Origin of the sequence: Arsukibacterium perlucidum DSM 18276, assembly GCF_000382165.1 — a bacterium.
In the GTDB taxonomy this organism is placed as follows: Bacteria; Pseudomonadota; Gammaproteobacteria; order Enterobacterales; family Alteromonadaceae; genus Alishewanella; species Alishewanella perlucidum.
In genome coordinates this window covers 36,664-50,800 of the sequence record NZ_KB907720.1, presented here as the reverse complement: position 1 = coordinate 50,800, position 14,137 = coordinate 36,664, and the positions used below count along the sequence as shown (strand labels likewise).

The 14,137-nt window shown below is 48.2% G+C and carries 13 protein-coding genes and 1 pseudogene; 7 read left to right on the top strand and 7 right to left on the bottom strand.

The features are described 5' to 3' along the window. Positions 1 to 3: 3 nt before the first annotated feature. The 3 genes from H141_RS0113985 to H141_RS0113975 all read right to left on the bottom strand — a co-directional run bounded on the left by H141_RS0113985 (position 4) and on the right by H141_RS0113975 (position 2,487). A complete protein-coding gene (locus H141_RS0113985; RefSeq protein ID WP_019676906.1) occupies positions 4 to 612 on the bottom strand; it encodes a ubiquinone biosynthesis accessory factor UbiJ in 609 nt (202 codons plus the stop codon). Next, complete coding sequence (gene ubiE / locus H141_RS0113980) at positions 612 to 1,367, bottom strand: bifunctional demethylmenaquinone methyltransferase/2-methoxy-6-polyprenyl-1,4-benzoquinol methylase UbiE (RefSeq protein WP_019676905.1); 756 nt, start codon at positions 1,365 to 1,367, stop codon at positions 612 to 614. The genes H141_RS0113985 and ubiE overlap by 1 nt, the downstream gene beginning before the upstream one ends. A 97-nt stretch (positions 1,368 to 1,464) precedes the next feature. After that, a complete protein-coding gene (locus H141_RS0113975) occupies positions 1,465 to 2,487 on the bottom strand; it encodes a GGDEF domain-containing protein (RefSeq protein WP_019676904.1) in 1,023 nt (340 codons plus the stop codon). A 231-nt stretch (positions 2,488 to 2,718) separates the two neighbouring features. On the opposite strand from H141_RS0113975, the gene H141_RS0113970 reads away from it, so the two are divergent. Continuing rightward, complete coding sequence (locus tag H141_RS0113970; RefSeq protein ID WP_019676903.1) at positions 2,719 to 4,452, top strand: DUF885 domain-containing protein; 1,734 nt, start codon at positions 2,719 to 2,721, stop codon at positions 4,450 to 4,452. Positions 4,453 to 4,503: 51 nt separating this feature from the next. Here the strand turns inward: H141_RS0113970 and H141_RS0113965 are convergent, their stop codons facing one another. Both H141_RS0113965 and H141_RS0113960 read right to left on the bottom strand, forming a co-directional pair. Continuing rightward, positions 4,504 to 4,734: a hypothetical protein gene (locus H141_RS0113965; protein WP_019676902.1), complete on the bottom strand. Its 231-nt coding sequence runs from the start codon at positions 4,732 to 4,734 to the stop codon at positions 4,504 to 4,506. 49 nt (positions 4,735 to 4,783) lie between these two features. Continuing rightward, positions 4,784 to 5,242: an EVE domain-containing protein gene (locus H141_RS0113960; protein ID WP_019676901.1), complete on the bottom strand. Its 459-nt coding sequence runs from the start codon at positions 5,240 to 5,242 to the stop codon at positions 4,784 to 4,786. Positions 5,243 to 5,307: 65 nt separating this feature from the next. Here H141_RS0113960 and tesB point away from each other — a divergent pair, with 65 nt between their 5' ends. Continuing rightward, positions 5,308 to 6,177 carry an acyl-CoA thioesterase II gene (gene tesB / locus H141_RS0113955; protein ID WP_019676900.1) on the top strand — a complete coding sequence of 290 codons (870 nt, stop codon included), beginning with the start codon at positions 5,308 to 5,310 and terminating at the stop codon, positions 6,175 to 6,177. On the opposite strand, the gene plsB is transcribed toward tesB, so the two are convergent. Further along, on the bottom strand, positions 6,174 to 8,618 hold the full coding sequence (gene plsB, locus H141_RS0113950) for a glycerol-3-phosphate 1-O-acyltransferase PlsB (protein WP_019676899.1): 2,445 nt from the start codon (positions 8,616 to 8,618) through the stop codon (positions 6,174 to 6,176). The genes tesB and plsB overlap by 4 nt on opposite strands. A 140-nt stretch (positions 8,619 to 8,758) precedes the next feature. Between plsB and lexA the strand changes: the two genes are divergently transcribed. From lexA to H141_RS0113925, 5 genes are all read left to right on the top strand, one after another. Continuing rightward, positions 8,759 to 9,379: a transcriptional repressor LexA gene (gene lexA, locus H141_RS0113945; RefSeq protein ID WP_026349469.1), complete on the top strand. Its 621-nt coding sequence runs from the start codon at positions 8,759 to 8,761 to the stop codon at positions 9,377 to 9,379. 398 nt (positions 9,380 to 9,777) lie between these two features. Further along, a complete protein-coding gene (coxB, locus tag H141_RS0113940; RefSeq protein WP_019676898.1) occupies positions 9,778 to 10,848 on the top strand; it encodes a cytochrome c oxidase subunit II in 1,071 nt (356 codons plus the stop codon). A 2-nt stretch (positions 10,849 to 10,850) separates the two neighbouring features. After that, positions 10,851 to 12,452 carry a cytochrome c oxidase subunit I gene (gene ctaD / locus H141_RS0113935; protein ID WP_019676897.1) on the top strand — a complete coding sequence of 534 codons (1,602 nt, stop codon included), beginning with the start codon at positions 10,851 to 10,853 and terminating at the stop codon, positions 12,450 to 12,452. A 10-nt stretch (positions 12,453 to 12,462) separates the two neighbouring features. Then, positions 12,463 to 13,020 (top strand): cytochrome c oxidase assembly protein, encoded by a 558-nt coding sequence (locus H141_RS0113930; RefSeq protein WP_019676896.1) that lies wholly within the window; start codon positions 12,463 to 12,465, stop codon positions 13,018 to 13,020. 1 nt (position 13,021) lies between these two features. Next, a complete protein-coding gene (locus H141_RS0113925) occupies positions 13,022 to 13,903 on the top strand; it encodes a cytochrome c oxidase subunit 3 (protein ID WP_019676895.1) in 882 nt (293 codons plus the stop codon). 9 nt (positions 13,904 to 13,912) lie between these two features. On the opposite strand, the pseudogene H141_RS0113920 reads toward H141_RS0113925, so the two are convergent. Then, positions 13,913 to 14,128: pseudogene (locus H141_RS0113920) on the bottom strand (DUF2909 domain-containing protein); the annotation flags it as partial. Positions 14,129 to 14,137: the final 9 nt, after the last annotated feature.

Sequence of the window (14,137 nt, the reverse complement as noted above, 5' to 3'; positions counted from 1 at the left end):
CTGTTACTCCTTAACGCCAGGCAGACGGGCGAGCAACCGGTCAACCCGGGCACTGATTTCGCTGACATCCTGGCTAAACTGTTGCAATTCAAGGCTGCCGGGAGTGAGTAATAACTCGTCTTGCGCCAGCATGGTGAAGCTTTGCTCAAGTAAGCCCGCTTTTTGCTGCATATATTGTTGTAGCTGGCCGATACTCAGAGCGATTTTATGGGCCATGGCATCGCCAACATAGCCGGATAAGGCTTCCTGCCAATCGGGATTCAGACTTTGCAAAAAAAAACTGTATTGTTGAGCAACCTGAATATCTCCATCAATCTGCAGGGCATCGGCTTTAATTAACCGGGTTAGCTGGCTGGCGTCACGCAGTTGGCGCAGACTGGCCAGGTCGGTGCTGATGGCGCAGTCAACCACTTCATTATGCTGGTTGAATAGTAAGCGATCAGCCCCGGCAGTAACCACTAAGCGCACATTAAATTCGCGCACCGTAAAGGCCAATTGTTTGCCCTGCAACCTTTTTAAGCGCGCAATAGCACCGCTATCCATATTTATCAGACTCTGGCACAGGCGTTCGGCACTGGCACAAAGCAGTTGTGGTAGCAGCGCAGTTAACATCAGAATTTAAAGCCGCGGTGCAGGGCGACAATGCCACCGGTCAGGTTGTGGTAGCTGACTTCGGCAAAGCCGGCTTCAACCATCATAGTTTTCAGCGTTTCCTGGTCCGGATGCATCCGGATAGATTCTGCCAGATACTGATAGCTTTCTTTGTCATTGGCGATTAACTGGCCCATTACGGGTAACAGCTTAAAGGAGTACATATCGTACACTTTACTTAACCATTGTTGCTCAGGCTTGGAGAATTCTAAAACCAGCAGGCGGCCGCCGGGTTTCAGCACCCGGAACATCGATTTTAACGCGGCAGCCTTGTCTGTTACGTTTCTAAGGCCAAAACCAATACTGATAATATCAAAGCTATTGTCGGCAAACGGCAGAGCTTCGGCATTCGCCTGCACGAATTCAATGTTATTAATCAAGCCTAAATCGCGAAGTTTATCGCGACCAACATTCAGCATAGACTCGTTGATATCAGCCAGCACCACTTTGCCAGACGGGCCCACCCGGCGCGAGAACAGGGCAGCAATATCACCGGTACCACCTGCCAGGTCAAGTACTTGCTGGCCGGGTCTTACGCCGCTGCAATCAAGAGTAAAACGCTTCCATAAGCGGTGAATACCCAGTGACATAACGTCATTCATAATGTCGTATTTGGCGGCAACTGAATGAAACACATTTGCCACCAGCGAGACTTTTTCAGCTGCAGGAACGGTTTTATATCCGAAATGGGTCGTATCGTGTTTAGGTTCAGTCATCAGGTTGCCTGTTTCAGCGCTAAAAAGAATGGTTAGTGTAAAAGAATTGGCTGCGCTAGCCAACTGCTGCTTATATACGGGACTGATGGTTTAGGGTTCAGCCAGCTTGCAACATTAATTCATCTGCCACCTGATTGCGTCCGCGCTCTTTCGCCAGTTTCAACACTTGTGAACTGCGGGCCAGAAACTGATACCAGCTTTCTTTCGCCTGAAACAACGCTACGCCGAGAGATATAGTGACTTTAGGCAGGCTTTTTTTATCGCGGGATGATACAAATCGCAGTTTTTCGACACCTTTACGCACTTGTTCAGCAATTTCATTGGCGGTACGTAAATCAATATCAGGCAGTAACAATAAAAACTCTTCACCACCTGAACGCACCGGCATGCCGCTGGCCTGGACATAACTACCGACTTTACGCGCCACTTTGCTTAAGATTACATCGCCAATGGTCTGGCCATAATCCTGATTAAACCGACTGAAGTGATCTATGTCGACAACAATAGCTGCAATTCGGCGATCCGGCTGCTCAGTTAACCAGAGATCAACCTGATTTTGCATGGCAATTCGGTTATACAGGCCAGTGAGAGGATCCTGCATCCGCTGTAATTTCAGCTGCTCCAGTTCATGGCGCAGCTGATGGCTTTGCTTATTAGCCATCGCCAGCTGGTTATGTAATTGTTGTTGTTGTAGTTGATAAGACTGCGCCTGAGACTTAATAACGCCGGCAATATCTACCAGCTTGGCAGGAGCTGCAGCTAAATTATCTAATTGTTGTTCCAGTTGCTGGATAAACTGACCTGTCGCTTCAGCCGCCAAATCGGTATAACCTGATAACCGGCCAACAATACCGGTGACCTCTTGCAGCAGCTGTTCTTGTTCGGCATTTTCGTCGGCCAGCCAGCGTTGATACAATTCGGCCATAATAAAATCATCTAATGCCGTTTTGCTGGCCAGTTTTTGCTCAATAGCCTGACACAGACCAGCATTATTGCCGCTTATATAATCGTATACCACCGCATAATTGATTGGGTGGATAGCAAGTTGGTTGTGCTGCAGGAAAGCTTTTACTAAGCCCGCTTTTTCCAGCGCTTGTTGCAGCGAATCCTTATACTTCATAAGACGATGTATAGCTCCGGGGCCAATCACTTTATTAGATGCGGCTCCCATAGTAACCGAATCCGGCTCGCAGGCAACCTGCTATGTAAACAAAATCGTTCAGTCGCTGAAAATAGCGGCAAACAGATCGGAAAATGTCGGTTCAGTTGCCGGTTTTGTCAGTTTAACTGGCTTTCTTCCGGGGTAAATCGGGTTACAATCGAAGGACAAGCACCTCAAAGGAACAACAAAATGCGTATTTTGCTTCTCATCATTACTTTACTGGCTGGTTTGGCAGGTTGCGCAGTGGTCCCATTGCAGACTGATCCGAACCAGCGTTTTAGCCAGTTGGCAGAGCAAATCTGGCAGGCAGAAACCAGGTTAGCTGCCAGCGAACCAGACCGCTTACCCGATATGTCGCCGGCAGCACTGAGTGTAAGACAGCAAAAGCGACTTGAGTGGCAACAACAATTGCTGCAAGTGGATGTGGCACAATTATCAGAACAAAACCAGATTAATCACGCCATATTGCAGTACCGGTTAGCTGATCACATAGATGAGTACCGGTTTAATGCTCACCTTACCCCGCTGACTTCAGAGTCTGGCTTTCATACATCGGTAGCCATGCTATTGCAGCGAACCGGCCTGCAGCAAAAAGCGGATTATGAAAACTATCTGCAGAAGCTGGCGACCGTGCCGCTGTATATGCAACAACAAACAGACTGGATGCGCCAGGGGTTGCTCAGTGGCATTACCCAGCCGAAAGCCGTGCTGACGGGCTTTGAGCATAGCATCAGCTCTTATATCACTGAAGATATGCCAGCGAGCGTGTTTTACCGGCCTTTTTTGACCAGACCCGACACTATTAATAACTCGGAGTGGCAACAGCTGCAAGCCAGAGCGCAGCAGTTGATTGTCAATGAGGTGAATCCGGCATATCAGGCATTTTATGAGTTTATGGTGCAGGAATATATTCCTGGCGCCCGCAGTTCTATCGCCGCCAGCGCTTTGCCAGATGGTGCCGCATTTTACCAGAACAGGCTGGAGCACTATACCACCCTCAAATTGACGCCCCGGCAGGTTCACGATACCGGCTTAGCTGAAGTAAAGCGGATTCGCTCTGAAATGCAGGCGATTATTGAGCAACTGGAATTTACTGGCAGCTTTGCCGAATTTATTCACTTTTTGCGTACTGATCCGCAGTTTTATCCGCAGTCTGAGCAGGAGTTGATGCGTTATGCTGCCTGGTTGTCCAAGAAAGCCGATGCCGAATTGCCCCGTTTATTTAAAACGTTGCCACGAACGCCTTATGGTGTAGTGCCGGTGCCGGCAGAAATCGCGCCTAAGTACACCACTGGCAGGTATTCCGGAGCCTCACGGGATGAACAGGCAGGCTATTATTGGGTAAATACTTATGCGCTGAATCGCCGGCCTTTATATGAAATGCCAGCACTAACGTTGCATGAGGCAGTGCCAGGACACCATTTACAAATATCGCTGGCCCGCGAACAAGCCAGCCTGCCTGATTACCGGCGTAGTTTTTATACCTCTGCCTTTGGTGAGGGGTGGGGCTTATATGCAGAATATCTTGGGTTGGAAATGGGCTTTTATGACGACCCTTATGCTGACTTTGGCCGTTTAACTTATGAGATGTGGCGTGCTGCACGATTGGTAGTTGATACCGGCATGCATAGTATGGGCTGGAGCAGACAGCAGGCTATTGATTTTCTGGCCGAGAATACTGCGCTGTCCATGCACAATGTGATGACGGAAATTGACCGTTATATCAGCTGGCCAGCTCAGGCATTGTCTTACAAATTAGGTGAGCTGACCATCAGGCGGCTGAGAGTGGAAGCTGAGCAAAAGCTGGCTGACAAATTTGATATTCGTCGTTTTCATGACGTGGTGCTAAGTAATGGTAGTGTGCCGCTGGCAGTGCTGGAACAACAGGTTGCTGCTTACATAGCAGCAGATCTGGCTAAATAGCTCTGATATAAAAAAGCCGGCAAAGGCCGGCTATTTAGTGATGTAATGACGTTAATGCCTTAAGGCAACCGTGGGCTCAGTGTCAATTTGACCTTCGCTGTCTATGGCTGCCATCTTGTTACCAGCAAACAATACCGCCACTTTGTGATTGTTTTGTTGCCGGACAAACCTTAACTCATAGCCGAATCGCTGCAACTCTGCTACAGAAAACTTCTGTGCTAAATTGAGTTCGTCCCAGAAATAATGCATATCCTTATCCGTCTGGCGCCGCTCTTGAATCATACCTGGCTCCAACTACATGGATTTACGTTTTGGGATTCAGTCAGGCCGGTCAGGTTAGCGCTGAAATGGTTCGCCACTCTGCACAGGTAACAGGCATAACAGAAAGTCTGTTGCCTTTGCGTACCAAGGGCAACTCTATCAGAGTAGCTAAAGTTTTCAGTTTGTCCAGTCGGATGAGTTGGGGAAATTTACTAACAAACAGTAAATCAACCGCTATCCAGCGTGGATTGATGGTTGTCGATTTCTGATCAAAATAAATACTGCTGTGGTCAAATTGACTCGGATCAGGGTAAGCCGCCCTGACCACTCTGGCAATACCGGCGATACCTATATCTTTGCAACTGGAGTGGTAGATAAAAACCTGATCGCCAACCCTAACATCATCCCGCAGATAGTTTCTGGCCTGATAATTACGGACTCCCTCCCAGACTACAGGCGTGTCGGGTGCATTGGCAAAATCGTCAATACTGCATTCGTCCGGTTCAGTTTTAAATAACCAGTAGTTCATCTTTGCCAGGCACCTTGCTTTGCGGCAGAATAGAGACTGCAAAGTGTAGCAAAAGGGCCCGCTGAATGAGTCAGGTATTAGAAAATTTGTTGTCGTTGTTAAAACTGGAGACGATTGAGTTGGGGCTGTACCGTGGGCAAAGTCAGGACTTAGGTTTTAAAGCGGTTTTCGGTGGTCAGGTTATGGGCCAGGCGCTGTCAGCGGCGAAAGAAACCCTGACCGAAGAACGTAAGGTGCATTCATTTCACTCTTATTTTTTACGGCCGGGTGATGCCAGTAAACCGATAGTGTACGAGGTCGAAAACATCAGGGATGGTAAAAGCTTCAGTACCCGCCGGGTTAGTGCCATTCAGTATGGTAAACCTATTTTTTATATGACAGCATCTTTTCAGACGGAAGAGCAAGGGTTCAGCCATCACGATCCTATGCCTGAGGTACCCGGACCAGATGAACTGGTTTCCGATTTAGCTTTTTATCAGCAGCATGCTTCGCTGATCCCGGAGGCATTGCGCAGTAAGTTTATTTGTGAAAAGCCAATCGAGATGCGGCCGGTAGATTTTCAGAATCCGTTTCAGCCGCAAATCAGTGCGCCTAAACGCTATGTCTGGTTTAAGGCTAACGGTAATATGCCCAATGATATCCGGGTACATAAATACTTACTGGCTTACGCCTCTGATTTTAACTTTTTGCCTACCGCATTGCAGCCGCACGGAGCGTCATTTATGGCTGCGAATATGCAGGTGGCGACAATTGACCACGCCATGTGGTTTCATCAGGACTTCCGTTTCGATGACTGGTTGCTATATGCAGTAGACAGCCCGCGGGCCAGCGGGGGGCGGGGCCTGGTGCGGGGCCAGTTTTTCAATCGCAGTGGCGAACTGGTTGCATCAACCATGCAGGAAGGAGTGATTCGCCAGTACGCCAGCGCCCGCTAAGACGCCTCCTGCTGCGGCATAATGCTCTGCAGGCTTTGCAGAATATCATGGCGCAGCAAGGTGTTGACAGTCTGAGTAAGTTGCTCCAGACGAAGAGTGCTGCAAACCTGATTACTACTGTTGGTATGGCTTAATCCTGCGTCTTTTAATGCATTTATCAGCGTGGTAAACAGCCCTTTATCATAGTATTCAGGTGCGACAATGCCATGCAGATTAAGTAACCGCTGGGCCAGTTGGTGGCCACGTTGTTCCAGTTCAGGGCGGCTTAGAGGCCCCTGCGCCTGGAGCAGATTCAGCACTATGGCATAGCGTTGCAGGGTATCTTCGGCATTGTGAGCCAGCAGGCTTAATTTAAAGTATTGGCGGCTTTGCTGAGCCGGCGCGCAGTAATTGTCGCCTTCGCACTCGATTAAACCTTGTTCGGTCATAAATTGCAGCAATGCCTGACAGTAGGTATGTAGTGAGCTGACATATAAAAACAATTCTGCACGCAGTAATGGATACAACTGCTCTATATAACCAAGTAGCTGCTGACTGCTGATAGTGCGCTGATGCAACACCGCTGAGGCCAACAATGAGGGCAGCATAAATAAATGCAGCACGTTATTCCGGTAATAAGTCGCCAGAATGCTGTGATCTTCGCTAAAACCAATCAGCTCGCCAAAACCGTCGGTGCTGCTTTGCACTTTCTGTAACGCCAGGGCATGGTTAATCAGGCTGTCAGCATCGCCTTCCGGCAGGCTGACATGAGGGTGATAAGGCACCTGACGTTGCAAATTAAGATATAAGTCGAGTTGCTGGGTCAGCTCATGCCTGGTCAGAATATGTTTGTCCGTAGCAAGAATGCTGAGCGCAATCAGGTTGGTGGCATTGAGGGCGGCTGCCTGATTAATATGCTGCATCACCTGGTTGGCCAGCTTGGCGACCACCGGATTAAGCCAGTTAGGTTTCTGTACCTCCAGTGGGTGAATACTGCTTTTCCAGTTGCTTACCTGCTGGTTAAGGTACTGGTTAAGCTGAATGGGCTCACCAAAATTGACATAGCCGTAGCCGTAGTCGCGCAAATTCCTGATGGCCTTTAATACGCCACCGATCGATTCTTTTTTCTTACCAGAACCCTGTAACTCGTTGACATAGGTGCTGACCTCCATCACATGCTCATAGCCCAGATAAACCGGTACCAGGGTTACCGGGCGTTCAATACCACGTAACATTGACTGCACCGTCATTGCCAGCATGCCGGTTTTCGGTTGCAACAGCCGGCCGGTGCGGCTGCGGCCACCCTCTGAGTAATACTTAACGGCATAGCCTTTACTGAATAACTGACTCAGGTATTCGCGAAACACTGCTGAGTACAATTTATTGCCGCTAAAACTTCGCCGGATAAAAAAAGCGCCACCGCGGCGGAAAATAGTCCCGGCCGGCCAGAAATTTAAATTAATACCGGCTGCGATATGAGGTGGTACCAAACCCTGATGATAAATGACATAGCTCAGCAACAGGTAATCCATATGACTACGATGACAAGGCACGTAGACAATCTCATGGCCTTTTTGCGCCAGATCGCGCAACATATCGGCATTATTAATTTTGATGCCGCTATATAGCTTTTTCCAGAGCCAGCTCAGGACTCTGTCGCCAACCCGCAAAGTAGACTCCCGATAATCGGCAGCGATTTCCTGCAATAACTTATGTGCCTCGTTCCGGGCAACCTTTACAGAGATTTTTTTACTGCGGGCTTCATCTTCAATAGCTTGTTTTAATGCCGGTGATGCCAGCAAAGCATTAAACAGCTGACTGCGATTGACCAGTTTTGGTCCGGTTGCCGCCAGTTTTTGCCGGTAAAAATGAAACCGTGACATCCTCAGTAGCTTGCGCGCCGTATCTTGTTTGTCGCCAAACTTTGCTGCCATCTGGTTAAGAGATACTGCGCGGCTTAAGCGGACCAAGGTGTGACGACCAGATACCAGTACAATTAACAATTTAGCCAGCCAGTGTGGCGCATTTGCCTCGCCGAGTAGCCATTTGATACTGTTTTCCTTGCCGGGCGCCCGTCCCCACAATATGGCGACAGGGACCAGCTGCGCATTCAATTCAGGGTCGGCCAGATGCAGCTGCAAGAGGTGTTGGCCCTGCTCCAGCGCCCGGGTTTTTGATCTGGCGCCAATAACACTATGGGGCTTAGCCAAAAACAGGGTGCGGGGCAGTTGTTGTCCTGCCAGTGAAACGGGGAGCAGTGGATCTGGCAGCGTCAACTTCTGACATACCCGACGCAATGTCGCCAGATCGCTGGCCGACTCAGTATGGCAAATATAGAAAATAGGCCGGTTCACATCCAGCGCCAGTTCACTGACAGGGTTGCCAGGTACAACTTTAAACTTTACTAACAGCCTTAAAGGCCATTTTAATAAGGCAGTAAACAACGACAACGGAGAAAACATAACAATACCGGCGGCGAATCACAGACATGCAAGAATATCATGGATGCGAATACTGGCAACTTTGTCGTGTTGACAAAAACTTGGCAATTGCAAAAAGGCTGTATATACTCACAGTACTAACTGTATAGGTAGCCAGCATTATGAGACCACTTACGCCTCGTCAGGCAGAAATTCTGCAACTTATTAAAGATTATCAGGCTGAGACCGGCATGCCTCCCACCCGTGCTGAAATAGCCAGCCAGCTTGGTTTTAAATCTGCTAATGCAGCGGAAGAGCACTTAAAAGCGTTGGCTAAAAAAGGCGTGTTGACCATGATGCCCGGTACTTCGCGCGGCATTCGGTTGCTGGAGGACGAAAATGAACCGGAGCAACTGGGCTTACCATTGATAGGTAAAGTTGCCGCAGGACAACCGATTCTGGCGGCAGAACATATCCAGAATCATTACCAGGTTGATGCCCATTTATTTAAACCCCATGCTGACTTTCTACTTAAAGTTGAGGGTATGAGCATGCAGGATATTGGTATTCTGGATGGTGATTTACTGGCCGTGCATAAAACCTCTCAGGCACAACCCGGGCAAGTGGTTGTTGCCAGGGTTGACGAGGACGTAACGGTTAAGCGGTTCCAGCGCGATGGCCATCAGGTGCTGCTATACCCCGAAAATAAAGAATTCAGTGTCATTAAAGTAGACTTACGCCAACAGCAATTTGCCATAGAAGGATTGGCCGTTGGAGTAATCCGCAATGGAAGCTGGTTATAAAAAACTATTAGCTCAATAAGTTAATTGTTAATCAAGGCGCTGGTATGACCTGTTGGTTTTGCCTGCGCTTTTGTTATTTAGGGGTTTACACTGGCGCTGATTTGGATGATTCTTAGACAAAGGTTGCTGAAATAATATCAGTTACCAATTTGGGTTACTGCACGGGCAGTTAAAATTAAAAAAACTATAACAATAATAAACTAAAGAAACGTCATACATAGGTTCGGGGGCTAGCGGTATTCACCGTATTTTCTATCGGTATTCGCTGTGTATTACTGTGTACAGGTTTCTGCGGTTTGCTTTGCAAATGACAGAGGAGAAGTACAGTGGCGAAGACGCGTAGTATACGTTGGTCGCTGCCGACCTTGCTTTTAGCCGCATCGGCTAATGCAGCAGCCATGCCTTTAAATATGACTAAAGGCGTAACGGAGATCAGTCAGGAGGTGTATAACCTGCACATGACAATCTTCTGGATTTGCTGTGTTATCGGAGCAGTGGTTTTCGGGATAATGTTTATATCTATCCTGTTACACCGAAAAGCGCGGGGCGTGCAACCGGCTCAATTCCATGAAAGTACCAAAATTGAAATTCTGTGGACTGCTATTCCGGTAGTCATCCTTATTGGTATGGCCATACCGGCCACAAAAACTCTGATTGCTATGGAAGACAGCTCAGCTGCTGACGTAACAGTGCAGATTACAGGGTCGCAGTGGAAATGGCATTACAAGTATCTTGGTAGTGATCTGGAGTACTTCTCTGTTCTGGCAACCCCTCGTGAGCAAATCACTAACCGGTTCGAAAAAGGCGAAAACTATTTGCTGGAAGTCGACCGGCCGTTGGTTATTCCTACTGGCCAGAAAGTGCGTTTTTTAATGACGTCGGATGATGTTATCCACTCCTGGTGGGTACCTGCTTTTGCAGTGAAAAAAGACGCCAACCCCGGCTTTATTAACGAAGCATGGACCAGAGTAGATGAGCCCGGCATATATCGTGGCCAGTGTGCTGAGCTTTGCGGTAAAGACCATGCCTATATGCCGGTAGTGGTTGTTGCAAAGAGCCCTGAAGACTATGCAGCCTGGAAACTGGCAGAAGAAACCCGGATTGCCGACGCTAAAGCAGCAGAGCAGGAACTACTGGCAATGAACATGGATATGAGTGAGCTAATGGCTAATGGCGAACGCACTTATATTGCTTACTGTGCAGCCTGCCATCAGCCCAATGGTGGTGGTTTGCCGGGTATTTTTCCGGCTTTGGCTGGTAGTAACCTGATTCTTAACGATAAAACGGCACATATCGATATTATCTTAAATGGTAAAGCCGGCACGTCAATGCAGGCGTTCGGCCGTCAGTTAAGTTTAAAAGAATTAGCTTCTGTTGTGACATACACCCGTAATGCCTGGGGTAACGACACTGGTGACGCTGTCCAGGCTGCCGATGTTTATAAAGTGCAGCAGGGTGAGGGAGAATAACAATGACTGTAGTAATTACTGAACCAAATGATCACGAGCATCATGAACATGAACATCATGATCATAAACCCGGCGGTATAAAACGCTGGTTGTACACTACCAACCATAAAGACATTGGCACCATGTACCTGGTGTTCGCGTTAATCATGTTCTTTATTGGTGGCGCAATGGCGATGGTTATCCGGCTGGAGCTGTTCCAACCGGGAATGCAGTTTGTCGACCCACACTTTTTTAACCAGATGACAACAGTGCACGGCCTGATTATGGTATTCGGAGCTGTGATGCCAGCTTTTACCGGCTTAGCTAACTGGATGATTCCGATGATGATTGGCGCACCGGATATGGCGCTGCCAAGGATGAATAACTGGAGCTTCTGGATCCTGCCGTTTGCTTTCCTTATCCTGTTATTGTCATTGTTTATGCCTGGCGGCGGGCCAAGTTTCGGTTGGACTTTCTACGCACCTCTGTCAACTACTTATAGTGGTGACAGCACGGCATTATTTGTGTTCTCTGTCCACATTATGGGTATATCGTCTATTATGGGCGCTATTAACGTCATCGTAACCATCTGGAATATGCGGGCGCCGGGCATGACCTGGATGAAAATGCCACTATTTGTCTGGACCTGGTTTATTACCGCGTTTCTGCTGATCATGGTTATGCCCGTGCTGGCTGGTGTGGTAACTATGGTATTGACTGATAAGTACTTTGGCACCAGTTTCTTTGATGCTGCAGGCGGAGGAGACCCGGTACTGTTTCAGCATATCTTCTGGTTCTTCGGCCATCCTGAAGTTTACATTATGATCCTGCCGGCCTTTGGTATTGTCTCGGCTATTATTCCGACTTTTGCCCGCAAGCGGCTGTTTGGCTATGCCTCAATGGTGTATGCCACTGCCAGTATTGCGATATTGTCGTTTCTGGTCTGGGCGCACCATATGTTTACCACTGGCATGCCGGTGTTTGCCACGCTGTTCTTTATGTATGCCACCATGCTGATTGCAGTGCCAACCGGGGTTAAAGTATTTAACTGGGTGGCTACTATGTGGCGGGGTGCCATGACTTTTGAAGTGCCGATGATGTTTGCCCTAGCCTTTATTGTGCTGTTTACCATAGGCGGTTTCTCGGGTCTGATGCTGGCGATAACACCGGCAGACTTCCAGTATCATGATACTTACTTTGTGGTTGCTCACTTCCATTATGTACTGGTAACCGGTGCGGTATTTTCGATTGTTGCCGCTGTGTATTACTGGCTACCAAAATGGACCGGTAATATGTATGACGAAACGTTGGGCCAGTGGCATTTCTGGTGCTCGTTAATCTCAGTTAACCTGTTGTTTTTTCCTATGCATTTTGTTGGCTTAGCGGGTATGCCACGGCGGATCCCTGATTATGCCCTGCAGTTTGCTGATTTTAATGCCTTTATCAGCATTGGCGGTTTCCTGTTTGGTCTGTCGCAACTAATCTTTGTCTGGGTGCTGATCAAATGTGCCCGTGGTGGTGTCAAAGCAACTGATCAAGTGTGGGAAGGCGCCGAAGGCCTGGAATGGGAAGTGCCTTCACCTGCGCCATACCATACCTTTGAAACTCCACCGGTAATTAAGTAAGGAGCAAGCCATGGCGCAAAACAAACCATTAATTGGCAAGCTACTGCTGGTAACTCTGGCAATGTTCGGCTTTGGTTTCGCCCTGGTTCCGCTATACGATGTATTTTGCGACATCACGGGTATTAATGGTAAAACCGCGGAGGTGGCAGCGACAAGCGACAATGCAATTGTTGATACCAGCCGCGAGATAACTATTGAGTTCCTGGCGCGGCCCAATAAAGACATGCCATGGGTGTTTAAACCTGAAGTGCACAGCATGAAGGTGCACCCTGGTGAAATTCATATTATGAATTATCTGGCGCTGAACCCGACTGGCAAGATGATCGTTGGTCAGGCTGTACCCTCTGTATCACCGGGCCAGGCTGCGTTATATTTTAATAAAATTGAGTGTTTTTGCTTTAGTCAGCAGCAGCTGGCTGCTGGCAAAGATATGCTGATGCCGTTACAGTTTTATGTGGATCCGGCGTTGCCGGCGCATTTTCATACTATAACCCTGAATTATACTTTGTATGATGTCACTCAGGCTTGGGCAGCACAGCAACCACAACAAGATAATATTGGGGAATAAGATGACAACAAAAACCTACGAAAAATATTATGTTCCCGCTCAGAGTCCGTGGCCGATTGTTGGCGCGATAGCGTTGTTTTTTATAGCATTTGGTGCCGGGCACTATGTTATTGATATTAGTAACCAGCAAAGTGGTTTTGGCGGCTATTTGTTGCTGCTGGGTTTTGCTGTATTGGTATTTATGCTGGTGGGCTGGTTTCGCAATGTAATAGATGAGTCGATGAGTGGCTTGTACAGCGCCCAGATGGATCGTTCGTTCCGACAGGGTATGAGCTGGTTTATCGTCTCTGAAGTAATGTTCTTTATGGCGTTTTTTGGTGCGCTGTTTTACGGCCGGGTCATCGCCATGCAGTGGCTTGGCGGCTCCAGCAATAATGCCATGACCTTCGAGCTGTTGTGGCCAAATTTTGAACCGGTATGGCCACTGGTAAAAACACCTGGCGGCATTGAAACTCAGGCAATGCCCTGGACGGGTTTGCCGCTGATCAACACTGCTATTCTGATAGTGTCATCGGTTACCTTACATTTTGCCCATACCGGGCTGGAACAGCAAAAACGCGGCCAGCTGAAGCTGATGTTGTTACTGACGCTGTTGCTGGGTGCTACCTTCCTGAGCTTGCAGGTGTATGAGTATATTCATGCTTATCGTGATCTGGGGTTGCGGTTAGATTCCGGTTTTTACGGCAATACCTTTTTCTTACTGACAGGTTTTCACGGCTTGCACGTGACATTGGGTGCCATCATTCTGTTATTCGTGTTTTTCCGGGTATTAAAGGGGCACTTTACCCCGGAAAAACATTTCGCGTTCCAAGCGGCAGCCTGGTACTGGCACTTTGTTGACGTCGTTTGGATCTGTCTGTTCGTAATAGTGTATATGCTGTAACCGGCAGGATTAATAAGGCCTGGGGTTGGGGGTTATCCAACCCAGTGCCATCGCCACCAGAATAATCAGTAGCACCAGCACTGAGTAAAATACCCGGCGTCCAAGAAAACGCGACATTTGTTTTTGTTCCGGATCGTTTCTAAGCATAATAAATCCGGCCCGGAACAGGTTGAAAACAATAAATAGTAGTAATGCAATGATAACAAGCTTAAGCAACATTCTTCTCGATCTCCG

Coding starts and splice junctions, on each gene's coding strand:
- lexA (WP_026349469.1), top strand. CDS start 8,759: ATGAGACCACTTACGCCTCGTCAGGCAGAAATTCTGCAACTTATTAAA.
- ubiE (WP_019676905.1), bottom strand. CDS start 1,367: ATGACTGAACCTAAACACGATACGACCCATTTCGGATATAAAACCGTT.
- coxB (WP_019676898.1), top strand. CDS start 9,778: ATGCCTTTAAATATGACTAAAGGCGTAACGGAGATCAGTCAGGAGGTG.
- H141_RS0113965 (WP_019676902.1), bottom strand. CDS start 4,734: ATGATTCAAGAGCGGCGCCAGACGGATAAGGATATGCATTATTTCTGG.
- tesB (WP_019676900.1), top strand. CDS start 5,308: ATGAGTCAGGTATTAGAAAATTTGTTGTCGTTGTTAAAACTGGAGACG.
- H141_RS0113985 (WP_019676906.1), bottom strand. CDS start 612: ATGTTAACTGCGCTGCTACCACAACTGCTTTGTGCCAGTGCCGAACGC.
- H141_RS0113975 (WP_019676904.1), bottom strand. CDS start 2,487: ATGAAGTATAAGGATTCGCTGCAACAAGCGCTGGAAAAAGCGGGCTTA.
- H141_RS0113925 (WP_019676895.1), top strand. CDS start 13,022: ATGACAACAAAAACCTACGAAAAATATTATGTTCCCGCTCAGAGTCCG.
- H141_RS0113970 (WP_019676903.1), top strand. CDS start 2,719: ATGCGTATTTTGCTTCTCATCATTACTTTACTGGCTGGTTTGGCAGGT.
- H141_RS0113930 (WP_019676896.1), top strand. CDS start 12,463: ATGGCGCAAAACAAACCATTAATTGGCAAGCTACTGCTGGTAACTCTG.
- plsB (WP_019676899.1), bottom strand. CDS start 8,618: ATGTTTTCTCCGTTGTCGTTGTTTACTGCCTTATTAAAATGGCCTTTA.
- H141_RS0113960 (WP_019676901.1), bottom strand. CDS start 5,242: ATGAACTACTGGTTATTTAAAACTGAACCGGACGAATGCAGTATTGAC.
- ctaD (WP_019676897.1), top strand. CDS start 10,851: ATGACTGTAGTAATTACTGAACCAAATGATCACGAGCATCATGAACAT.